We start from the raw sequence: 24,620 nt of genomic DNA, 5'->3' as shown, positions 1-24,620 counted from the left end.
GATAAACTAATCCTGCATATGCTCCAGCGCATAATCTGCTTCTTCGGCAGTCAGTTCGCCCGCTTTTAATTGTCTCAGGAGCTCTTTTACTCTCTCGTTCTTTCCATTGGAATCCGCTGTTGCACGAGTCTGTGCCTCCGCGGAAAACGTTTCTTTTTTACGAATGGTTACATCCTTCAAACCTGCAAGTCTTTCTCCTTGTTCATTAAGCAGCTGAATATCGTAAATAAGCTCGGATTGACCTTTTTGGCCTGTTTTACGCGCATATGCCCAGCATTCTGCTGAAACTTTTTTCCGAATCGTAATCTCTCCTATTGAAAAAGGAACATAAACAGATGCCTCTTCTCTTCCGTCCGTAATTCCGAACAAAGATTGCAGAGCCCCATCAATTAAAGACGGATGCAATGTATAATTTTCAAGAGCATATGCGGCTTCTTTTGGCAGCAATAAGTGTGCAACCGCTTCTGTTTTTCCGCCCCATAAACGTTGAATCGGCTGAAAAGCGCGCCCATACAGGAACCCGTTTTCCCGAAAATACTTGTAACATTCATCTTGTTCACGGACAAAAGCACTTCTGTTTATCATCTCTTGTCTGTCGATATTCTCTATATCATCATCGTAATGATGATCATAATCTAATTCCCCCGTCACAAATCCATTCCTTACAGCAGCATCCTCGTCAGATGACATATTAAATAATATTTTGCCGTCTTTTACGGAAATGTGAGTGTAAATGGTCAGGCTTTCTTGCAAAAGCATGGCCGGTCTTGCAAATATCACGTTTTTTAAACGAGTGACCTCTTTCTTTCGATATGACCGCGTTCCCGCTGCGCATGCCATTTCAAGAAAAGCAGCTGCCGGGAGAATGCTCTTGTTTTTTACGATGTGGTCTTTTAACCAAATCTCTTTTTCTCTTAATGTCGTTTTAAAAAACTGCTGTTCCAGAGTAGATTCATTCGAATCCAGAAGCGGGTGCAGTGAAGACTGCCGCGGCAATATTTCCGGAAATATTGCGCTTTGATTTCGAGGCACCCAGTAAGACTCCTCAGCAAATGGATATAAAGGAAGCTTGACCTTTTGCGGGGTATACTCTTCATATAACTCTCTCCATTGAATATCAGCCCCGAAAGACCATAATTTTGCTAGAAGATTCAAGTCCTTTGTCTCCATCATCACTTCGAGGAATTTATCTTTCATCTTTTGATCATGAAAGATAAAGACTTTATCAAAATCTTTTGTAACATTGCCTTTGTATACGCCCTCTCCAATTGTTCCTTCAGTACAGAAAGTTCTCAGCTTCTCCTTAAGTTCCGGCAAATCGGAAGCTACAACAGCAAGTCTGTCTTCCATAGGCTCCCTGCATGTCTGCAATGTAAAAGCGATATCAGCTGCCGAGGCTATTGTCTCCCGCTCTGTGAATTGCAGAAGGCGCCGGGCGTATTCTTTCAGTCTGTCTTCATTTTTGGCAGAAAGAACTGCGGCAAACGGACCGCTTATTGTTTGTGTGTCCGCATGGTTTTGATATTCCTCCACAATGACATGGGCATTTGCTCCTCCCGCTCCGAACGAACTGATTGCTGCTCTCCTGTTAGAGGCGCCTGATTCTTTCCGCCACTCTTCTTCTTTCTGCTGAACGTAAAAAGGCGTCTTTTCAAATCGAATATTTTGGTTCAGCTGTTCCGAGTGAATGGATGGCGCCAACTTCTGATGCTTAAATTGTAAAAGAACTTTTGTAAGGGCTGCTATACCTGCGGCAGACTCCAAATGTCCGATATTAGACTTCACTGAACCTATGGCACAAAATTGTTTATCATCCGTAAATTTCTCAAAAGCTTTTGTCAATCCTGCGATCTCAATCGGATCTCCGAGCGAGGTACCCGTTCCGTGTGCTTCCAAGTAGCTGACGGATCGCGGACTGATGCCCGATTTCTTGAAATTTTCAGCAATCAGCTCAGCTTGTGCATTCGGATTCGGAACCGTAAATCCATTGGTTTTTCCGCCATGATTTACAGATGTTCCTTTAATCACTCCGTATATATGATCCTGATCAGCAATTGCTTTTTCCAGAGGTTTCAACAGAACGGCTCCCGAACCTTCTCCCGGGACATAGCCGTCTCCGCCCTCTCCGAAACTTCTGCACAATCCTTCGGTGGAAACAAAATTACCTTGACTCAGCCAAAGGTATTTGCTGGGGTGTATGGATACATTAACGCCGCCTGCAAGCGCAATTTCACTTTCCCCTCTTTTAATGCTCTCACATGCCAAGTGAATGGCCGTCAGCGATGATGAACACATCGTATCCAGTGCAATGCTCGGGCCGGAGAGATTAAAAAAGTACGAAACCCTGTTGGCAATAGATGAAAAGAAGGAACTGAGCGCAATCGGATTGCCCCGCGCAGTTTCTTCTGCGCCGAATAATTGATATTGTCCGTACATGGCTCCGACAAACACACCGGCTTTCATACCGTTAAGCTTCTCTTTTGTATATCCTGAATCTTCAAACGTATGCCAGGAGGTTTCGAGAAAAATTCGCTCCTGAGGGTCCATCAGCTCAGCTTCTTTATGAGAAATGTGGAAAAACAGCGGATCGAATTGATCAACACCGCTGATAAAACCGCCCCACTTACTGTTGATTTTCCCCTTCTCCATTCTGTCGGGACTGTAATTCGATCTGAAATCCCAACGTTCCTCGGGGATTTCAATAATACAGTTTTTCCCTCCGGCAATGTTTTCCCAGAACTCCTCAAGAGTATCGGAATTCGGATATCTTCCGCTCACACCGATAATGGCAATATCCTCCCCCGGCTGATCCATGCTCGGTGCAGGTGTATCCTTCTGCTGCCGGTGCTGTTTTTTACTCGGATTTTCTCTTTTCTTCTGTACTCTTGTTACCGGAGCTGCCCCTGCGGCCTTAAGCACTTTTTCTTTAAAAGATGTTAGGAAGAAGTTTGAAAGCTCTTCAATGTTCTGATATTCAAAAAAGATTGTTTTCGGAAGATCCCCGAAAGTATCTTCAAGCTTTGCAATAAGTGACATGATCATAAGTGAGTTGATTCCGAACTTCTCAAAAGAGTCTTTCGCATTTATTTTATGAGCTTGGATTTTCAAGACACCGCTGATGATCTTGATTAAATAGTCATTGACTTTTTCTTTCGCAGCATATTCCGCTTCTTCATCGTGTTCCGCCGTGAGTGTATCTTGATCTGCTGCAGCTGTATTTCTTTGAATCGAAAGCGCCTTTATCATTTTATCCCGCTCACCTTCTGCAGGCATTAAGCTGGTAAATGAAGACCGCAGCATTTTCAGAAACGCTTCCAGAACAGAGGAAGTTCGCATCGGAGTCATTCCGTATTTTTCTTTTATTTGAACGATTCCACTGCTGTCGAGACTCATTCCGCCATCTTTCAATAACGGCCAATTGATTGATAGTGTTTTTCCGTTTCGAGAGAGCTGGGATCGAAGCACTGCAAAACTGTCCATAAAATGATTTGCGTACGCATAGTCACTTTGGCCGGCATTTCCGTAAGCGGAAAAAGAAGAAAAGAGAACAAAAAAATCAAGATCTTCGTCTTTTGTCAGCTCATCCAGCCAGATTGTCCCGTAAACTTTCGGTTTCAGTACGTCCGTAAAATCACCGAGACTTTTATTTACAAGAAATGAATCACGAAGGATGCCGGCAGCATGGATGATCCCGTTTATGCTGCCGTACCGCTCTTTAACGCCGAAAATGAATCGCTCTGCCTCTGTTCGATCTGTTATGTCCGTCCGCTGATATTCAACAATAGAGCCGCTCTCATTAAGCTTACTGATCCGTTCTTTTTGATCAGCTGTTAAAAAAGAACGGCCTGTAAGTATAATCACGGCTTGATTTTCATTAGCGATGTGTTCCGCAAACAGCAGCCCGAGTTTTCCGGCTCCTCCGGTAATGATATATATGCCGCCTTTTTGATACGTTACAGATCCGTTATCGTGTTCCGGAATATCAATAGGCTGCAGTCCTTTCACATAACGGGTATATGAGTCTATTAAAACCTCACATTCATCCGTTTGAATGCACTGCATTTCACTGATTGCAACATCCCACATCTCGGAAACCGGAGGATTTATGTCAGAATCCTCGTGGCGTATCTGTATGGTTTTCGCTTTAAGCTTGGAGCTTTCCATGTTTACCGTTTTCACGAACCCTCCGACAGCTTCATGAAACGGCTGATTCAGACCGCTTGTCCAATAAATATGCAATAACGTAACAGGTTCGTTTCTTCGCATTAAAGCTTTTGATAATAAAAAGAGCGAGTTTATCCCTCTGCGAAGAGTTTCATTAACAGATTCTTCAGTGAATTCTCTGATTTCTCCGTCCCATAAATAAAGCACGACATCAGGTGTAAATCCGTTTTCAGCCAAATCAGAAAGCAGCATTTCGACATGATGTTCATCAGAAGGATTGATTGTGCATCTATTCCGTTCAATTCTGTAATCAGAATCGGGCGTTACGAGAATGACACGGTTATGTTCTCCATTCATCATCTCGGCATGCTGAAAAAGACGGTTATCCTGATCAAAAATCAGCATATTCCCCGGTGCCTGCTGATTCGGCATATCAATGTGATTTGTCCTGACCCAATCGGTCTTAAAAAAAATGGTTGGGGACGGAGCTTGTGATTCCGGCTCCGCCTTTTTTTCCATTTGTTGTTTTCTGTAAGTACGAATTAGCTCCAGTCCTGCATCAGGAGACATTTGCTGTTCTTCAATTAAGGAAAGTATTTGTTTGATCTGCACTATTTTCCCTCCAGCAGCTGATAAACTTGGTCAGCAGAAAGTTCACCGTTTTTCAATTGTTCCAATAAGAAGAGAATTTCCTGATCTTCATTTTTATGACCTGCGGTTAATTCTCCCCCGGTCACTTTTCTGACAGAGAAGTCTTTCATGCTCACGGCTACTTCGCCGCTCTCGTTAATAAAATCAATGTTATACGTATAAAAACCGGTTTCTCTCACCGAAACATGGCATCGGGCAGTAAGCGCCCTCTTAATGTGAAGCTCTCTAAGTGAATAAGGAACAAATAAGCCGTCTTTCTCATTTTCTCTTAACAAAAATGCAGCCGCTTGAAAACCGCCGTCAATTAATGAAGGATGGAGTGTAAAATGTGAAAACCCGTTCGCTAAATGATCCGGAAGCTCCAATTCTGCCATTAACTCCACATCACCGCGATATACGGCTTTCAACGTTTGAAAACCGCTCTGATATGTCAGGCCCATACGACTGAAGCGGTGATAACACTCTTTCCGGCTTATGACCGTTTTACTGCTGCGTATGAACTGATCAATATCGACATACTCAGGATTGCTGTTTATGTCTCCGAATACTGTTTCACATTGTGTGCAGATTTGCTGCACGCCATCCGGGCCCTCTTTACATATCGTTGCGTTCAACTTATCTTGTTTCATTTCCAAGCCGGTATAAATGTGCAGCGTTTTTCCTTTATATAATATAGGTCTGTTCCACATCACGTCTTTTATTTTATATACTTTACTTTCTCCGCTTATTTCCGCACAAACTAGAGCCATTTCAAGCGAAGCGGCTCCCGGCAACACACAGTCTCCTGAAACAAGGTGATCAGTGACGAAAAATTCAGTTCCGGAAATAACAGTTTTAAATGCTTGTTTCTTTAATGTTGAGACATTCTCGCTGATTAATGGGTGAAGACTTTTGCTATTAACCTCGCTTTTGTTCTTTTTCGGAGTAAACCAATAACTCTCTTTTGCAAACGGATAAGACGGCAGCGGCACTCTATTCAATTTCTCATTGCCGATGGTCTTCCATTCAAACTCGGCTCCATTGGCCCACCATTGTGCGAGCAGCTCCTCTTTTCCGCTTTGAAGAGCCTCCTGAATCATATATTCAGAAACAGCTGCGCGCTCTTCAGTGTTTTCGCTTATAAATACGCCATTTTGCACCTTGCTTTTATCAAGAAAGCTGACGTATTTATCTCTCAGCTCAGTCAGACTCACTGCACATACGGCAATTCTCTCGTTCATTGCTTCCCGGCCGTTTTGCAATGTAAATTCCATGTCACTGGCATTAACGGTCATGTCACCGGCAATCACGCGATCCAAGTACTGAACCATAAGCCGGATATACTCAAGTAATTGATCTTTGGTTTTCGCAGATAAAACAAAAATGTGTGTTTTACCGTTGTTTTCCGGTACTTCTTTTTGAGGTTCCCTATATTCCTCTAAAACAATATGCGCGTTCACACCGCCGAATCCGAATGAGCTGACACCTGCTCTCCTCGGCAGATCGTTGTTCTCTTCATCTTTTATCGGATTCCACTTTTGAGCGGTTTCTGTGATATAAAATGGCGTATTTTCCAGTTTGATGTATGGATTGAGTTCTGAAAAATGGGCGAGTCCCGGAAGTTTGCGATATTTAAAAGCCAGTAACACTTTCAGCACTCCGGCTATTCCGGCAGCGGTTTCGAGATGGCCGATGTTTGTTTTGACAGACCCGATTCCGCAGCTTTTCTGTTTCTCAAAAGGAATGTCCCATTCTTGATATAACGTTTTAAATGCCTTTATGATGCTGTTTACTTCAATCGGATCGCCAAGACTTGTCCCTGTGCCATGCGCTTCTATATATCCCGCAGTGGCGGGACTGACCCCCGCCTTCCGCCAAGCTTCGGTTAATAAGTCCGCCTGTGCGTTCGGATTCGGAGCTGTCAAAGAATTGGCGCGGCCGCCGTGATTTACAGCTGACCCTTTAATCAAACCATAAATATGATCACCGTCTGCCTGTGCTTTGCTGAGCGGCTTAAGCAGTACTGCAGCCGCCCCTTCACTCCTTACATAGCCGTCAGCGCTTTTATCAAACGTTTTGCACTTTCCGTCTTTGGAAAGCATACCTGCTTTATCAAAAGCTATAAACAGAGTAGGGCTTGTCATAACATGCACTCCGCCTGCAATCGCCATTTCAAAATCGCCTCTTTGAATCCCCTCAGCCGCACGATGGAGTGCAACTAACGAACTTGAACAGGCAGTGTCAATCGGTTCGCTCGGACCCGTCAGGTTCAGCTGGTAAGAAATACGATTAGCCAATATACAATGATTTAAACCGGTTGCGGTCTGCGCCTGAACAGAGACGCCATTTTCATTGAGACGTTCCGCATAGTCCGTTGTGGCGACCCCTGCAAACACCGCGGTTTTCGTCCCTGCCAGATCTGACGGCTTATAGCCCGCATCTTCTATTGTTTTCCATACAGTCTCCATAAAAATTCTTTGCTGGGGATCCATTAATTCTGCTTCGGCGGGAGAAATCCCGAAAAACAACGGATCAAAACTGTCCGCGCCTTTGATAAATCCGCCTTTTTTTATTTTTGTTCTATTGACGTCCCTGATCGGATCGCCGTCAAACTCTTTCCAGTCCCAACGGTCTTCAGGAATGTCTGTAATCATATCCCGCCCTTTTTCAATTCCTTCCCAAAAGTCTTCCAGCGTATCTGTTTGGGGGAAACGGCCGCTTATTCCCACTATTGCAACCGGCTCATTCATATGTCTTTCCTCTTGCCTGGTTTTGTTTTCAGGCTCAGGGGAATGTTCATAGGATTCCGGCGGAGGCGTGCTGTACAATGTTTTTTCGTCTGCTGCAGAAAAAGGTTCTGTCTCAGCAAAAAGGATTTCTCCGTATTGCTCGATTACATAATCAGTCAGTTCAGCCAGTGAATTGCATTCAAAGAAAATGGACGGCAATAATTCCGTACCATATTGTTGATTGATTTCATTTCCGAGTCTGGTAAACGTAATAGAATCAAATCCGTACTCGCCGAATGAAGTCTCTTCTTCCATTTCCTTTCTGTCAATCTTTAAAATACTGGACATCATCTTTGCGATGCCCTCAATCAGATTTTCTCTCCTGTCTTTCGCCGCAGATTCATCTGAAGAAAAAGATCCGCAGAGATGAAGCTCTTCGGAATACTCACTCTTTAAAAACTCAAGAAGTTCATTAAAATCAGTAAGACCGAAAAAATCTGACGGCATCATTGATATTCCTAATGTTTCGTTTAATTCGTTGCCCAGCATTGTAAACATAATTGAATCAAATCCGTATTCACTTATCGGCAGTTCAAAATCAAATTCCCGTTCTTCAATTTTTAATACGCCGGTGATGATGCGCGTCAAAGTGCTTTTTAAAGATTCAGTTTTTGACAGCTCTTTCGGTTCGTGATTTTCGTCGGCGATTGCCGGGTCACTTTTTCCGCTGTCAATCGTTATCATTCGTTCCAGCTTTAATTCATTACCGCTAAATACCATTATTTGATGTTCACACCCTGTCATTGCTTGATCAAATGCTGCAAGGCCTTCCCGTTTTCCCAGAGGCAGCATTCCGAAACGGTCATAAAGGAACTTCTCTGAATGAATGTCAATTTGCATACCGCCTTCTTTCCATAAAGGCCAATTAATCGAGACTGTTTTTCCAGGTTTATTTTCCGCCGCTCTCATTTCCGCAAAGTAATCCATAAACCGGTTTGCATAAGCATAATCAGTTTGTCCGGCATTCCCGATTATTGCGCTGATAGATGAAAACATAACAAAAAAGTCCAGAGGTTCTCTGTCTGTATACCGGTCAAGCCATATCGTTCCGTAAACCTTGCTGGCCAGGACTGAATCGAGATCCTCTTCACGCTTATTGATGAGTAATGAATCTTTTATCACACCGGCGCTGTGAATAACTCCTTTAACAGGACCTAATTTGTTTTTGACGAGTTTTATCAGGTTGTTGACATTTTCCTTATCAGAAATATCGGTTCTTACATAAAAAACTTCTGATCCGTTTTTTTCGAGCTCTTTTACATTGCTTACGGCTTCCTCAGAAAGCTCTGACCTGCCGATAAGCACAAGTTTTATTCTCCCTTTTCGCACAAGATGTCTGGCAAAAATCAGACCCAGGCCGCCTGTTCCTCCTGTAATAAGGTAAACTCCCCCTTCTTTTACTTCCATCTTTTTGGGGGGCTCTGCCCTTTCAATTTCTGCAGAGTGCTTTACCTGCCTGATTCCATCTCTGTATCTGATCTCTGAAGCATCATCGCTGATGACTGTTTCTTTCACAAGGTTTTTTAATTCAGGCAGACCGGTGTTCAGCTGTAACTGAATTTCATCGCTGTGTATTTCAATATTTTTACCGGACAACATTGGATGTTCTAAATGAAGCGACCTAAAAAAGCCGCTGATTGCCATTTGATAAGGTAAGATTTGATTGTTCCTTGTGAAAAATACATGTGATATCAGAATTTTATGTCTTGGGATTGTTGCTAACAGAGCTTTCGTTACATTGAAAACCGGCAAAACAGCCTCTTCCAGCTTTTCATGAATGTTATGCTCAATTCCCGTTTCAGGGCTCATCCCGATTAAAATGACGCGGTCAATTGTCACTTGTCTTTCTTTAAGAATCGCCAGCAATTTCTTATAGCCTTCAAGTTTGACGCTGTTCAATTCAAAGGAATCAGCTTCTTTTTCTTGAAAACTTCCGCCATGGCGGACAAAGATCATGTTCAGGCCGATATCTTTATATGCCTGGCGGATCAGCGGTTCTGATATATCCTGACGGAGTGAAATTACAAGGCAGCTGTTTAAACCGCTGCCTTCAGGCTGATGAAGCATAGGGGCCCGCTTCCACATATCAGTGTAATACTTAGCTGAATGCCGCTCATTTTGAGTCTGCGGTGCAGCCCTTAATGCCTTCAACGCTAAGTTTTTTATTTTAAGACTTACAGATCCGTGTTCATCCATAAATAGTATATGAAACCTTTTGACATCATCATGTTGTCTTTCATCGGCAGCAGTAATGTAAGCATAGCCGTTTGCCGAAGGTGGGTGAAGAATCTCCAGCTCACCTAATTCAAAAGGCAAATATGCGGTATGATCGTCTTCCTGAGCGGACGTAAACCCGATTGTGGATTGAAAAATGCCATCCAATAAACACGGTTCCAGCAGCGCGCCGGATTTTTTATCAATGCTCTCAGGAAGTGATATTCGTGCAAGAACAGCATTTTCATGGATAAACAGCTGTTTTATTACCTGAAAGCCGGCTCCATAGTCCAAACCGCTCTGCCGGAAGTTTCTATAACACTCAGCGCCGCTGATTAATCTTTTCTGTCCGGTTAACCAGCTGTCCAATTTAAAATGCTCTGTATGAGAGGCGTCTTTATCTCCGCATGTCATAATGTTTCCTTGGCAATGAACTGCCGCTTCAGATTGCATATCGGTTTTTACCACAAATCTGCCGTCTTTTTGATTCGGCAGCAGATCTATCATTATCGTCTTTTCTTTTTCAACGGTTATCGGAACCGCCCATACAACCTGACTCAGTTTTATGACTGATTTTCCGTACAGCCTCTCTCCCGCTTCTCTGGCCGCTTCGATGATTGCCGCTCCGGGCAGAACCATATTCCCATGCACAACATGGTCTTTTAAATAATATTCAGAATCTGAAAGCGTTTTATAAAATCGGCACTCACCTGCAGAAAAATCAAATAAAGGAGCTGTACCGGCTGCTGATGTTGTTTGCGCCTTATTTGACACCCACAGTCTGTTTTTTAAAAAAGGGTAAGTCGGCAGCGCAATTTTTGCCGGTTTTCTGCCGGTGCGGAAATCTTCCCAGCTTAAACTCCCTCCCGATACCCAGAATTCAGCCATGTCGGCTAATGTGGTTCTGCCGGATTTGAGCGGAAGATCCGATTGCCGCTGTCCGCGTTTATGATTCGGTTTTTTCCCTCTGAATATTTCGTGATCGTCAATTCCATTATAAAAGTGATTTAATTTCAACATCAGGTCATCGATATTTTTCGAAATGACAGCAAGCCTTTCCGGCATGGCTTCCCGCCCTTCAAGAAGGGTATATGCAATATCAGAAAGGTGAAGCGGCTTATTTGTTCCCGCCGGCTGTAAACACTCGCCCTGCTTATGACGAGCCTTTTGAAGATATCCCTCCAGCTGTTTTGCTGATTCCCGTAAACTCAGTGAATGCTTGGCTGAGAGTACGATAAGTTCTTCACTTTCCTCACGCCCCGTTTGACAGTCAGCAGCAGACTCATACTCTTCCACAAGGATATGAGCATTTGCCCCGCCCGCTCCGAAAGAACTTAATCCCGCACGCCGCGGATATTTGCTGTCAGAATGTTTTTCATTCGCGGGTTTTATCCAGTCGGCGGTTTCCCGCTGGAGACAAAAAGGTGTCTCTTCCAGATAAAGATCCGGATGCACCCGTTCAGCATGCAGTGTTGCGGCTATTTTTTTATACTTCATTTGTAAAATAATCTTTGTCAGGCCGGCAATTCCCGCGGCCGCTTCGAGATGACCGATGTTAGATTTAATCGATCCGAGAGAGCAATATGAAACATCTTCGGTATAAGCTCTGAACGCCTTGGTCAGACCTCGGACTTCAATCGGGTCACCCAGCGGCGTTCCCGTGCCGTGTGCTTCAATAAAGCTGACACTTCTGGCGCTCCAACCGGCCGCTTTAAGAGCTCCTTGAATTAAATCCGCCTGTGCGGCAGGATTAGGCACCGTATAGCCATTCGTCTTTCCGCCATGGTTAATTGCCGTTCCTTTTATGACGGCGTACACAGTATCATTATCACGTATGGCATCTTTAAGCGGTTTAAGAATAACGGCCCCGACACCTTCTCCGGGCACGAAACCGTCGCCGCCTTCTCCAAAACTTCTGCATTTTCCCGATTTTGAAAGCATTCCCATCTGACACCGGTATAAATAGTCAGAAGGATGAAGATACAAATTTACTCCTCCCGCAACCGCAACCGAGCACTCACCTTTTTTTAAACTTTGGCAAGCCATGTGAATTGCCGTTAAGGATGAAGAGCAAGCCGTATCTACAGGGATACTGGGACCCGTAAAATCAAATGTGTAAGACACTCTGTTCGCGAGAGACCACGGGAACGAATTTGGAAGTACATCGTTTTTGTCCGTCGGTATTCTTTCGCCGAGCAGCTTGTAAGAATTGGTTGTAACTCCCGCAAATACACCGACATGTTTTTCGGTCTGCTTTCTCAACCCTTCAATGGTATATCCCGAATCTTCAAATGCTTTCCATACGGTTTCGAGAAATATTCGTTCCTGAGGATCCATCGCTTCTGCTTCTCTCGGCGATATTTGGAAAAACAAAGAATCAAATGATTCAGCATTCTTTAAAAATCCGCCCCATTTGCAATAAATTTTCCCCTCATGCGCTTTAGCGGGATCTGGATCATAGTAGGTCTCATAATTCCATCGTTCTTTCGGAATTTCTGTGATTGAGGTTCTCTCTTTTGATAGAAGATCCCACAATTCTTCGATATTTTCAGCCCCGGGATAACGGCCGCTGATACCGATTACCGCTATCCCGTCAAGATGTTCTTTTTCCTCCGCCGCAGGTGCAGTGGTGTTTTGTTCCGGCCTGGCGGGGGTAATGCTCTGAATCTGTTTTCCTTTTTCCTCCCGTGAAAATAAACGTCCCAGCCGATCCGGGTATTCCTTTACAAGATGATCTGCTAAATCTCTGATTGTATGAAATTCAAATAAAAGCGTTTTCGAAATTGCTCCCAGTGACTGCTCCAGCTTTGTGTTGCATTGATGAATCATAACGGAATCCATTCCATATTCAGCCAGATGCACATCTTGATCGATCTCTTCCCGTTCTGCACCGACCTCACAGGAGATGATATTGGTTAAAAACAAAACTGTCTGATCCAAAATATCGCCTTGAGCCAAAGGAACGGCACTGCCTGTCTCTGTTTCGTCCGTCAAAAATCTCTGCTGCATAAATTGTTCAAAGCGTTCATGATCCCCGCAGACTGCAATATTATGCAGCTGACCCGAAGTTACAATCCGCGAAAACCATTGCGTTCCGTCTTCAGCAGGAAGTTCTTCGAGCCCTGAACCATGAAAAAGAGACGTCCGCCCTTGCCCTGACAGGTTCGCCCCCATTCCGATGTCTTGCCATAAAGGCCAATTGATTGTCAGGGTGCGGCCGCTGCGCAGAGAATTTTGCCGTTTCTGTTCCCGATATTCGGCAAAATGATCTAAAAAGCCGTTTGCATATGCATAATCACACTGACCTTCGTTGCCTGCAATAGAGACGACTGAAGAAAAAACGGCGAAAAAATCTAATTCGAGCGACTTCGTTGCATGATCAAGATTCAATGCGCCATGAACTTTCGGAGCAATCACCTCTGAAAGTTCATGCTTTGTTTTTCGAAAAAGCAGCGAGTCTCTGATAACTCCTGCACAATGAATGACGCCATGAAGACCTGCATGCTGATCGGTAATACCGTCAATCATTTTTTTTACCGCTTCTTTATCGGATATATTCGCCTGTATATAATAAACCTTGGCTTTAAAGCTGTTCAGGTATTCTAAATGTTTCTGCTTATCTCCGTTTAAAACAGATCGCCCCGATAGGATAATAGTGGATCTTTCAGTTTTCGCGCAATATTCAGCGATTTTACTGCCAATCCCCCCAAATCCCCCTGTAATTAAATATACTTTATCTTTTTCAGGGTATTGAATGGTCTTTCTGTTTGTTTCTCTCTGCTTCTCTAACATCCGTGCATATCTTACGCAGCCTCTGTAAGTGATATGAATATGCCGATCAGGCGCTGTGTTTATTTCTTTATAAAGAATGTCAGCCTTCTCTGAACATGAAACGGATGCAGAATCATATTCAAAGCAAACCGTCTTACAATGCAGCTGCGGGTACTCTTGTTTTACCGATTTTAAAAAACCGTTCACACCTTCAAAATACGGCAATTTTTCTTTTTGATCTGCGCTGAATGTATAAATGAACGTTACTTTGTTTATAAGGTTCTCGCTGATTAAAGCCTTAGTCAGATAAAACACAGAATAAATTCCTGATGCGAGTGTTTCTTCCAGTTCAGGCTGTTTTTCAGACCAAGTATGCAAAATTGCATCGGGCGCTGCGCCTTTTTCCTTTAACAGACGAATGACACCTTGATAATCTTCGGGACACTGCCTGTTGATGGTGAAAACACTGTCGCTTATCTGCTCTAAACGGTCACCGGGCATAATAAGATATGCGGACGTATTCTCTCTTTTTTTCAGCTCTTCAAAATAGTCTTTATTCCCGGAGAACAACAAAATAGTACAGGCTTGTCCGCTGCCCGCTTCATTCTCAAGTGCGGTTTCTTTCCATACCGGCGTATAAAGTGCCTGATTCTTCTTTTCTGAAAAAGCCGCGTCTGATTTTACCGGCTGAGGGTTTAAAGAAAATTGAGAGCGCTCAAACGGATAAGGCGGAAGCGGGGCTTTTCTTTTATGATAATCACCTAGTTTCGCCCATTCAATCTCTTCTCCTGAAAGCCACATTTGCATAAATGAATGATAAAGAGCCTCATCGGCTGGTTTGTCCGCTTCAAAAGCAGCCGCTTTGTTTAGTTTTGCTGATGGAGGGAGCGATCCGAATTGAAAAACTGAAAAATCAGAGATATTCACATCCGGCTCCGTTCCCTTTTCTTCCGTGTGAAGCGGCATATGGTCAGCTATCTCCTGAAACACGGCATCCATCTGATTGTATTCTGTCATCAGCGGAAAACGGGCCTTATTATAAAAACCTGACGGATGCTCATTCATACAAGCAACAGCCTGTTTAATTCCGTCTTGCTTTTTCAATAACATGCTCAGAAAAAGTTCTTTAGACAAGATTCCTTCATCCAGTAAATTTAATATTTCCAGAACATAATCATTATCAAAGAATCCATCATAATCTGTTAAATCCCATCTCTTATACAGTCTTCTCATAGAGGCAAGGATAGCCATGATCGCCGCTTCCTCATCAGCCGGCAATGCGTTTCTTTTATCCGCCGTGCGATTCACAATATAAGATAAAATCTCGATTTCCTGAGTCTTTCCCGCTTTATCCCACTCTTCTAAAAACCCTTTAAACGTATATTGGTGCTCAAGAAGCAGCCGTGTTTTCCCGTACAGGCGGTCTGTAAAATCAGCCGGGAAGCTCAGACCGTTCAGCAGCATCCTTACATATTCTTCATTTAATCGAACCGGTGGGTACGTTTTTGCAGTGTACGGATTGACAAATGGAATGGTCGGCGGCTCACAGGATAAGTGCGAAGGTTTTTCAGCGCCTGTGATGACAGAAATGGCCTTTTCAATTTTGATGATATCCGCTGCTGCAAGAGCGACGTAATATCCGTCTCCGGCGCCTGTAATGAGACTTGGCTTAAAACCGGATGCCAGGATACTTTTTATGATTTCCGTATTGATAACTAAAGAATACAAGCGGATTTTCTCAGGCGTCCATTTTCTTTTAAATGAACTGTGCAATGCTGGTATACCCTTCAGCACCGACCTTACGTTCTTTTCTAGATCAGGGAACACGCGTTTCAAAACGGCAAATTGTTTATAACTTTCCCATTTGAAGTCACCGATGGCAAGCGCCCATTCAGAATCATGTTTCCTCCGAAAACTTAATCCCTCTTTAAGCTGATTTTTAAATTCCTCCTTGCTGCCTGCCAATAAACCCGCCCTGTAATCAAACGATGTCCTTGTTAAAAGGGTGCTGCTGATCGCTTCATTTGATATTTTGCAAAATTCCTCAGAATCGTCAGAAAAGGTTCTCCAATTATGTATCATTTGTTTCATGCTTTCTTCACTTTTAGCGGAAAAAAGGAAGGGAACCCTTCCCTTTCTGTCAGTTTCGTCATTTGTATGTATAAATTCTTCGATGATGACGTGAGAGTTAACACCCCCAAAACCGAAGGAGCTGATTCCCGCCCTGAGCGGCCCCCCGTCTGCCGCCTTCCAATCACTTGAATCAAGCGCCGGCCTAAACGGTGTTTTTTCAAACTGTATAATTGGATTTACCGTATGTACATTCAGGCTTTTCGGCACCCTCCGATGTTTCATCATCATTAGAACTTTTATCAATCCGGCCATTCCCGCCGCTGCTTCTGTATGACCGATATTTGTTTTCACACTTCCGATTCTGCAATATTGAGTATCCTCAGTATATTGCCGATATGCTTTTGTCAATGCTTCTATTTCTATCGGATCGCCCAGAGATGTACCTGTGCCATGTGCTTCTACATAAGAAACCGTCGCAGCATCAACAGCAGCGTTGTGTAAAGCTTCTGAGATGACCCGGCACTGCGCTTCTGCTCTGGGAGCGGTTATGGAACGGGATTTACCGCCATGATTAACAGCCGTCCCTTTTATGATCCCGTATATATGGTGACCGGCTTTTACTGCATCACCAAGGCGCTGCAGCAATACAACGCCTGCCCCTTCTCCGGGAACGTACCCGTTCGCCGCTGCGTCAAAGGTTTTACATTTGCCGTCAGGACTCAGCATTCTGGCTTTAGAAAAAGAAATATATTTTCCGGGTTGGAAATTCAAGTTTACTCCCGATGCAATTGCATAATCGCTTTCTTTTGTCCGCAATGACTTAACCGCTTCATGTAAAGCAACAAGCGACGATGCACAAGCGGCATTTACAGACATGCTTTTTCCGGTCAAACCGAATGTGTATGAAAGCCGGTTGGAGAGCATAGCTTCGAAACTTCCTAAACAGGCGTAACTGTCGATTTCCGATTCATGACCTGTCTGCCGGTAGTCAGAATTCATAATACCCGCAAAAACAGAAGTGGTTTTACGTTGGAGATCCCGCAAAGAGACCCCGGAATCTTCGATGCACCGCCAAGTTTCTTCTAAAAGGATTCTTTGCTCAGGATCCATGTTTTTCGCTTCCCGGGGAGAGATATTAAAAAACTTATGGTCGAAATGGTCAGCTTTATGAATAAAACCTCCCCACTTGCTGATTGTTTTGTTCGGTATACTGATATCAGCTGAGTAATAAAGATCGGGATCCCACCGTTCAATCGGCACTTCCCGGATGGAATCTTTGCCGCTATTTATGTTTTCCCAGAATTCATGATAATGATCTGCATCGGGGAATCTGCAAGCAACCCCGATTATCGCGATATCCGCACTCTGTTTATTCAAGTGAACCATTGGCCTCCACCCGCCCCTTTTTTAGTGTAGAAATAACGTATCCAATCTGCGTCTTAGCAGACTTTCGGTCTCATTCATCATTTTTTCACCAATGTCATCGACATGTCTGTTTCTCCATGATTCCAACTCCGTGCCCTTTACCCAATGGTTAAAAGCGCCTAAAGACGGGCCGCAATGAACTTGGAAATTCACCTTTTGTTCTTCCTCCCCTTCCAAAGCAAGCAGACATCCTCTCTGCAAATACCACTTAAATAGTAACAGCATCTTATATTTTTGATTGCGCTCCGCTTTTTGGGCCAGGTTCGGCTGTTTTTCTATTATGCTTTCGTAGATTTCATCAAAAGTCTTATTAAAATAAACATTTTCGAGCTGAATCTTTGTCTCTTCATCTATCTCACTCAAAGACTCATATTGTTGGTAGATTTGAAATAATTTATTTGCCCTGACCGGAAACAGCGTGCCCTTTTTCAGCACCTGAACCTTTGTTCCGAACTCAAACAGAGTCTCCGAAGGCGCATAAGCAGTATCGCATATTTCTGTCTCACTCAGCATTTCTTTAACAAAACCGCTTGTTGCGGCTTCAACTGTACATTGATTAATGGATCCCGTCATAATAAAATCAGCGCCCATTAAAAAAGCAGACGCCGCAGACTCGGGAGTTCCGATTCCTCCCGCGGCCCCGACTCTGATCTTCCTTGCGTATTTATGTGTTTCCATCATTTCATCCCGCAGGTTAACAAAAAACGGCAGCATCGCCGTCAATGAGCCCTGTTCGGTATTACTGCCGCAATCTGCTTCAATAATGATATCGTCTGCTGCCGGAACACGGCTGAGCCACTCCGCCTGCTCTTCCGTCAGCATACCGTGCTGACACATTCTCTTTACGATACTTTGGGGAGGCGGACTCAGAAATGCGGCCGCAACTTCCGGCCGTGAAACTTTGGCAATGATCCGATTATGAGGTATGACCCTGCCGCTTTTGTCCATCTTCAACTGATGCGCTTTGTAATAAATTAATGGCGCGCTGACGGAAAGATACGAAGACGCTTCTATTACCCGTACGTCATGCTTGATATATAAATCTATCAATTCCTTTTCTCTATCTTGATGATCCGGCTCAAATCGCAGATTCATTCCGTAGGGCTGGCCATTTTTGAGTGTCTCCTTAATAGAAATAAGGGCCTGTTCAATTTCCCTTATAGTTAAACCCGCTGTGCCAAAGAACCCCAGCATCCCTTTCTTCCCGAGGCGGATCAGCATTTCAGCGGAAGAGATCCCTCTATGCATCGCACCTGCCAAATACGCGTATGTCAAACCGTAATCTTCTTTGAAAGATTGATCACCCAATCGGGACACCGGTGAAGCCGCAACGCTTTCTATATTTTCGGCCATGAGGCCCTTCTCTTTCCCGCTTTCGGAATTGTCCTTGTTCCCTTCAGAAAACAAGAGACTGTCTTTTGGCGCACTAATATTAAGCGGTTCCTCATCTCTTTGTATGGTTTGAATTAATTTAGTCAGAATGTTTCCGGGACCGATCTCTTCAAACACAGTGACGCCTTGTCCCATTAAGTACCTGATGCTTTCAGTCCATTTCACCGAGTTTGTTATTTGTTCAATTAAATTCCGTTTGATATCTTCTTGTTTATAAGGTCTTGCCGTATAGTTAGAGATGACCGGGAAATTCAATTCAGAAAAATGAAACTCCTCGATAAATTCCGCAAATTCACGCTGTGCACTTTCCATGAAACGAGAATGAAAAGCTCCGCCGACTTGCAATACGATATAAGCTTTCGCCCCTTCTTTTTCAAAAAAAGAGGCTGCACGCTTTATCTCTTCTGCAGCCCCTGCTATCACAATTTGTGAAGATGTATTGTAATTGGCGATATCTATTTGGCCGAATTCATACTTTTGAAGTATTTTTTTTATGTGATGCTCATCCAGTCCGATCACGGCAGCCATTCCGCCCTCGGAAGCCTCACTCATTAACTCGCCTCTTTTAGCAACCAGCCGGAGACCTGTTTCAAAATTAAAAACACCGGCCGCAAAAAGCGCAGTATATTCACCCAGACTATGTCCTGCAACAGCATCAGGGCGAGTATGACCTTCTTTTAAACCCTTTAAATATTGCAGTGCGCTCACTGTATAAATTGCAGGTTGTGTATACTTCGTATCAGTGAGCCTCTCTTTTTCATCTGAAAGGCATAAATCCTTTATGGAGTATCCTAAAATATGATCTGCCTTTTTAATGAGCTCACTGAATTCATCGAATAAGTCTCTGCCCATTCCTTTAAACTGCGCTCCCTGTCCGGGAAAGACGTAAGCAAGCATTTGTTTTCCTCCTTGTTCCGTATTTCTGCCGTTTCTTTTCGTTCCGATTGTGATTTGATTAACATTTTTCACTTCAATTTTTAAAATTGTCATTTACTCTAAGCACCCGGCACCATTACTTAATAAGCATTACGAAGCAAAATAAAAAAACCTTTATGCCGGATAAAGGTTTAAAAGCAAAAAGCATGTACAAAGATCATATTGCCGCAAATCTAAATAGATAGAATTTTCCGATAATTAAAACCGCATTTTCATTCTGTTTTTTATATATCAATATAATAAAAACATCCCAACGTGCCGAAACAACGATTGGTTTTATGTGAATATTTCCCTAAATAAATACTATACCATGATTTACATGTTGTCAATGGGAAACACACGTATATACCAATTCTTCAGCCGCCGTTTTACAGGCGGCTGAACTCGGTTGTTATCAGTTCATCAGCCCATGCCGATATGCCTTCACTATACTATTCGCGGAATAATAGTTCTTTCTCTTTGTTGTAGTCTTTAGTAAATTGATTGAACTCATCTGCTTGTTTATGCACTTTTTCGTAAACTGAGTTTACTTTGCCGATTTGCTCTTCCAGCTGCGATAATGTGAGCTTTTTATCTTTAATCAGTTTATAAAGGTCCTTATCAAGTGAAATGGCTTTTTCGTACTTTTTGTACAAAAGATCATAAGATGCATACCTTTTTTCCATTAAAGCGACAGCATGCCCGGCTTTTTCTTTTACTTTCTTATCCTTTATTTCATGAGAAGTTTTTTTTGCGGATTCAAATGCTTTTTTTGAATCATCAATACTGTCTTTTTCTGCTTTCAGATGTTTTTTTCGCTGATTTGCATTGCTCAGAGCCTGATCAGACAGTGTGACGATTTTCTTGTAATCGTCCATATTCAGTTTAACCGCGCTGTCGTAAAGCTTGTGCTCTTTTTTCTCCAATTTTTCCAATGTTTTCTGCTCTTTTTGAAACGGTTTTTCCGCTTGAACGGCTTTTTCCATCGAGACATGAAGCGATTCAACCGGATCTTTTCCCCCGCAGCCCGCAAGCAGCATACTTGCGGCGCCGAGCGCTCCGATTCCTGCTAATACCTTTTTTTGAATCATATTCACTTAAAATCCCCCAATCTTGACAATTTCCACTATAGAAGCCCGAACGCTTTTTGACAATAGCTGAGCTGTAATTGGCATGACCGGGTAAAAAGATGCTTACGGTGCTGTCAAAGAATACTTGCGTAAAAAATTGAGAAAACAGGGCGGATGACCATACATCTTTTTGGCTTTTACATAGTTTATAGTAGACGCCGGCCCTGCTGACAAAGGGTCAGCGTAATTAAAAGAGGAGGTTTTTTTATGTACGGATATGGATTTGGCGGCGGATTTGGCGGCGGTTGCTGCGGCGGATACGGTTATGGCGGTTACGGTTATGGCTGCGGCGGCGGATATGGCCGCACATTCGCATTAATCGTCGTATTGTTTATCTTATTAATCATCGTCGGTGCCGCTTATTTAGGCTGCGGCTGCTGACCTTATACACCATGAAAATCGGCCGGCCTGCTATGGCCGGCCAATTGTTTCGTTGCGCCGCGATAAAGAAATTCGCTATAATTTACATATTAAGCTTTAGGAGTGAAGTTTCTTGATTACTATGGAAAATATTGTACGCGACGGACATCCCGCGCTCAGAGAGATCGCTGAAGAGGTTCAGCTTCCCGCTTCCGACGAAGAAAAACAGCATCTTGCTGATATGATTGAGTTTGTGAAAAACAGCCAAAATCCTGAATTAGCCGAGAAATACAAGCTTCGTCCGGGCGTCGGTCTTGCCGCTCCGCAAACAGACGTAAAAAAACGGATGATCGCCGTCCATGCAGAAGATGCGAAAGGCACTTTATACAGCTATGCTCTTTTTAACCCTAAAATCGTCAGCCACTCAGTGGAAAAAAGCTACTTGACGAGCGGAGAAGGCTGCCTGTCGGTAGACGAACCCATTCCCGGCTATGTGCCGCGCTACGCCCGCATCCGCGTAAAGGCGGTGACGCTTGAAGGAGAACAGATTGACATCCGCCTCAAAGGTTTTCCGGCCATCGTGTTTCAGCACGAAATCGATCATCTGAACGGCGTGATGTTTTACGACCATATCGATAAAGAAAATCCGTTCAAAGAACCTGAAAACGCCATTGCCATTGACCGTTAAAAAAACCGGCACTTCCCAAAGTGCCGGTTTTCTTTATTTCAAAAGGCCCAGTTCTTTGACGGCCCAGCTGATTCCCTCTTCATCCACCGGCTTTGTGACGAAATCGGCGGCAGCTTTTAATTCCGGAACCGCATTTCCCATCGCCACCCCGGTGCCGGCAAAACGGATCATCTCAAGGTCATTTAGTCCGTCGCCGAATGCATAAGTGTCACTTACGCCGTACGGAAGCCGCTCAAGCACTCTTTTAATGCCTTCCGCTTTTGAACCGCCTTTCGGAAGCACATCCGTTGACAATTCATGCCAGCGGACGTAATCAAACTCCGGAAAAGCGGCATATGCTTTTTCTTCATGTCCGCGGCAGAATAAAAGCAGCTGATAAATTTCTTTTCCTTTATAAAATGTTTCATCAACTTCGGGATAAGGCGCTTTCAGACTGCCGATACCTTCCGAGACGTGCGGATGTCCGGGGACGGTCGTTTTCATCGTGTCTTCCGCCATAAATACGACGGGGTGCTCCCCTTCTGCCGCCTGCTTTAATAAACGCGCAACCGCATCTTCAGGAAGCGGATTTTTATAAATGACCTCACCTTCAAATACGACATACTGGCCGTTGTATGAAATAAATGATTCAATCTCAAGCTCTTCCAGAATCGGTTTTACCATAAACGGGGACCTTCCGCTGGCGATAAAAACGTGATGGCCAGCCTCTTTAAGCGCCGTCACGGCGTTTCTTGCGCTATCGGGAATATGTTTATCATGGTCATAGATCGTGCCGTCAATATCAAAAAAGATCAGTTTTGGTTTCATGTCAATTTCTCCTTTTTCCCGTTTATCAGTCGTGTCTTTTTCAATATCATCATACAGAAAGTTTTTCTTCCGGAAAACCGCCTTGATGAAATTCCAGTTTTACCCACGAAAACAAATTCATTTTTTCCGCATACTACTGCTATAAAGGGCTTTAAAGGAGGTATACGATGCTGCGCCGATTACGGAAGAAACTCAGAAGACAGTGGGGCGGAATGCTCCGGAAAAAAGTCATCGCATAGAAGGGATCTTTCGGTTTTTGAAAGTCCCTTTTTTGCTCGAGACTTTCCTTATAATCCGTTTTCGAATATAATAGAATAAGCGAGTCTAACATACGGCATTTAAGGAGAGATTTGGATGATTTATAAGGTATTTTATCAAGAGAAGGCTGACGAAGTACCTGTTCGGGAAAAAACAGATTCACTTTACATTGAGGGCGTTTCAGAACGGGACGTCAGAACGAAACTGAAAGATCAGAAATACAACATTGAATTTGTTCAGCCTGTGGACGGTGCTTTTTTAGAATATGAGAAGCAGAGCGAAAATTTTAAAGTATTGGAGTTATGAGCGGAATGAAATTTGTAAAAAATGACCAGACTGCCGTTTTCGCCCTCGGCGGATTGGGCGAGATCGGGAAAAATACGTACGGGGTGCAGTTTCAGGATGAAATTGTACTGATTGATGCGGGAATCAAGTTCCCGGAAGATGAACTTCTCGGCATTGATTACGTAATCCCCGATTACACGTATTTAGTAAAAAATGAAGATAAAATTAAAGGTCTGTTTATCACCCACGGTCATGAAGACCATATCGGCGGTATTCCGTACCTGCTCAGACAAGTAAATATTCCCGTTTACGGCGGTAAACTCGCGATCGGCTTACTTCGGAATAAACTTGAAGAGCACGGGCTGTTAAGACAGACCAAATTAAACATCATCGGTGAAGACGACATCGTGAAGTTCCGCAAGACGTCTGTATCCTTCTTCAGAACGACACACAGCATTCCGGATTCATACGGAATCGTCGTCAAAACACCGCCGGGCAATATCGTACATACCGGGGACTTTAAGTTCGATTTCACACCGGTAGGCGAACCGGCCAACTTGACAAAGATGGCTGAAATCGGGAAAGAAGGCGTTTTGTGCCTGCTTTCTGACAGTACAAACAGTGAGGTGCCTGATTTCACCATGTCAGAACGCCGCGTAGGCGAAAGCATTCACGATATTTTCCGAAAAGTGGACGGCAGAATTATATTTGCGACATTCGCTTCGAATATACACCGTCTTCAGCAGGTGATTGAAGCAGCCGTTTTAAACGGCAGAAAAGTTGCCGTATTCGGACGCAGTATGGAATCGGCTATTGAAATCGGACAAAATCTCGGTTACATTACCTGTCCTAAAAATACGTTTATTGAGCATAACGAAATCAATCGTATGCCTGCCAATAAGGTAACGATTTTATGTACGGGGAGCCAAGGTGAACCGATGGCGGCGTTATCACGCATCGCTAACGGGACGCACCGGCAGATTTCCATTAATCCCGGAGATACGGTCGTCTTTTCTTCCTCTCCGATACCCGGAAACACAATCAGCGTAAGCCGCACCATCAACCAGCTGTACCGTGCGGGCGCAGAAGTCATTCACGGTTCATTGAATGACATTCATACCTCCGGACACGGCGGACAGGAAGAGCAGAAATTAATGCTCCGCCTGATCAAACCGAAGTTCTTTATGCCGATTCACGGTGAGTACAGAATGCAGAAAATGCACGTCAAACTCGCGACTGATTGCGGCATACCTGAAGAAAACTGCTTTATCATGGATAATGGCGAAGTGCTGGCCCTCAAAGGCGAAGAAGCCGCTGTGGCAGGCAAAATTCCGTCAGGCTCCGTTTACATTGACGGAAGCGGAATCGGTGATATCGGCAATATCGTGCTCCGCGACCGCCGCATTCTTTCAGAAGAAGGCCTTGTTATCGTTGTTGTCAGCATCAATATGGACGACTTTAAGGTTTCGGCGGGACCTGATTTAATCTCAAGAGGTTTTGTATATATGAGAGAATCCGGTGATTTGATCAATGACGCGCAGCAGCTCATTTCGAACCATCTGGAGAAAGTAATGGATCGGAAAACAACGCAGTGGTCCGAAATTAAAAATGAAATTACCGATACGCTTGCTCCGTTCCTATACGAAAAAACAAAACGCCGCCCGATGATCCTTCCGATCATTATGGAGGTCTAAAAAAACTGCACTCATTACGAGTGCA

General features: G+C 43.8%; 9 protein-coding genes. 4 read left to right on the top strand and 5 right to left on the bottom strand.

From position 1 onward, the window contains the following. Positions 1 to 6: 6 nt before the first annotated feature. The 4 genes from L3V45_RS07175 to L3V45_RS07160 all read right to left on the bottom strand — a co-directional run bounded on the left by L3V45_RS07175 (position 7) and on the right by L3V45_RS07160 (position 20,464). A complete protein-coding gene (locus L3V45_RS07175; protein ID WP_236837320.1) occupies positions 7 to 4,776 on the bottom strand; it encodes a type I polyketide synthase in 4,770 nt (1,589 codons plus the stop codon). After that, on the bottom strand, positions 4,776 to 17,027 hold the full coding sequence (locus tag L3V45_RS07170; protein ID WP_236837319.1) for an SDR family NAD(P)-dependent oxidoreductase: 12,252 nt from the start codon (positions 17,025 to 17,027) through the stop codon (positions 4,776 to 4,778). The genes L3V45_RS07175 and L3V45_RS07170 overlap by 1 nt, the downstream gene beginning before the upstream one ends. Positions 17,028 to 17,048: 21 nt before the next feature. Next, on the bottom strand, positions 17,049 to 19,355 hold the full coding sequence (gene fabD / locus L3V45_RS07165) for an ACP S-malonyltransferase (protein ID WP_057079998.1): 2,307 nt from the start codon (positions 19,353 to 19,355) through the stop codon (positions 17,049 to 17,051). A 470-nt stretch (positions 19,356 to 19,825) separates the two neighbouring features. Continuing rightward, positions 19,826 to 20,464 carry a YkyA family protein gene (locus tag L3V45_RS07160; RefSeq protein WP_236837431.1) on the bottom strand — a complete coding sequence of 213 codons (639 nt, stop codon included), beginning with the start codon at positions 20,462 to 20,464 and terminating at the stop codon, positions 19,826 to 19,828. A 246-nt stretch (positions 20,465 to 20,710) separates the two neighbouring features. On the opposite strand from L3V45_RS07160, the gene L3V45_RS07155 reads away from it, so the two are divergent. Both L3V45_RS07155 and def read left to right on the top strand, forming a co-directional pair. Continuing rightward, the gene (locus L3V45_RS07155; RefSeq protein WP_003154542.1) at positions 20,711 to 20,884 is read left to right on the top strand and encodes a YjcZ family sporulation protein; all 174 of its coding nucleotides are present in this window, start codon (positions 20,711 to 20,713) and stop codon (positions 20,882 to 20,884) included. A 112-nt stretch (positions 20,885 to 20,996) separates the two neighbouring features. Continuing rightward, positions 20,997 to 21,551: a peptide deformylase gene (def, locus tag L3V45_RS07150; RefSeq protein WP_003154544.1), complete on the top strand. Its 555-nt coding sequence runs from the start codon at positions 20,997 to 20,999 to the stop codon at positions 21,549 to 21,551. 33 nt (positions 21,552 to 21,584) lie between these two features. Here the strand turns inward: def and L3V45_RS07145 are convergent, their stop codons facing one another. After that, a complete protein-coding gene (locus tag L3V45_RS07145) occupies positions 21,585 to 22,358 on the bottom strand; it encodes a Cof-type HAD-IIB family hydrolase (protein ID WP_003154546.1) in 774 nt (257 codons plus the stop codon). Positions 22,359 to 22,712: 354 nt separating this feature from the next. On the opposite strand from L3V45_RS07145, the gene L3V45_RS07140 reads away from it, so the two are divergent. Both L3V45_RS07140 and rnjA read left to right on the top strand, forming a co-directional pair. After that, complete coding sequence (locus tag L3V45_RS07140; RefSeq protein WP_003154548.1) at positions 22,713 to 22,922, top strand: DNA-dependent RNA polymerase subunit epsilon; 210 nt, start codon at positions 22,713 to 22,715, stop codon at positions 22,920 to 22,922. 5 nt (positions 22,923 to 22,927) lie between these two features. Further along, positions 22,928 to 24,595 (top strand): ribonuclease J1, encoded by a 1,668-nt coding sequence (gene rnjA / locus L3V45_RS07135; RefSeq protein WP_003154550.1) that lies wholly within the window; start codon positions 22,928 to 22,930, stop codon positions 24,593 to 24,595. Positions 24,596 to 24,620 lie beyond the last annotated feature (25 nt).

It is taken from the genome of Bacillus sp. R45 (assembly GCF_021729365.1).
GTDB lineage: Bacteria > Bacillota > Bacilli > Bacillales > Bacillaceae > Bacillus > Bacillus velezensis.
The sequence above is the reverse complement of the archived record's forward strand: the minus strand, read 5'-3'. Positions and strand labels throughout refer to the sequence as shown.

Excerpts from the sequence above, each read along its gene's own strand:
- L3V45_RS07140 (WP_003154548.1), top strand. The coding sequence starts at position 22,713 with ATGATTTATAAGGTATTTTATCAAGAGAAGGCTGACGAAGTACCTGTT.
- fabD (WP_057079998.1), bottom strand. The coding sequence starts at position 19,355 with ATGCTTGCTTACGTCTTTCCCGGACAGGGAGCGCAGTTTAAAGGAATG.
- L3V45_RS07145 (WP_003154546.1), bottom strand. The coding sequence starts at position 22,358 with ATGAAACCAAAACTGATCTTTTTTGATATTGACGGCACGATCTATGAC.
- L3V45_RS07155 (WP_003154542.1), top strand. The coding sequence starts at position 20,711 with ATGTACGGATATGGATTTGGCGGCGGATTTGGCGGCGGTTGCTGCGGC.
- rnjA (WP_003154550.1), top strand. The coding sequence starts at position 22,928 with ATGAAATTTGTAAAAAATGACCAGACTGCCGTTTTCGCCCTCGGCGGA.
- L3V45_RS07160 (WP_236837431.1), bottom strand. The coding sequence starts at position 20,464 with ATGATTCAAAAAAAGGTATTAGCAGGAATCGGAGCGCTCGGCGCCGCA.
- L3V45_RS07170 (WP_236837319.1), bottom strand. The coding sequence starts at position 17,027 with ATGGTTCACTTGAATAAACAGAGTGCGGATATCGCGATAATCGGGGTT.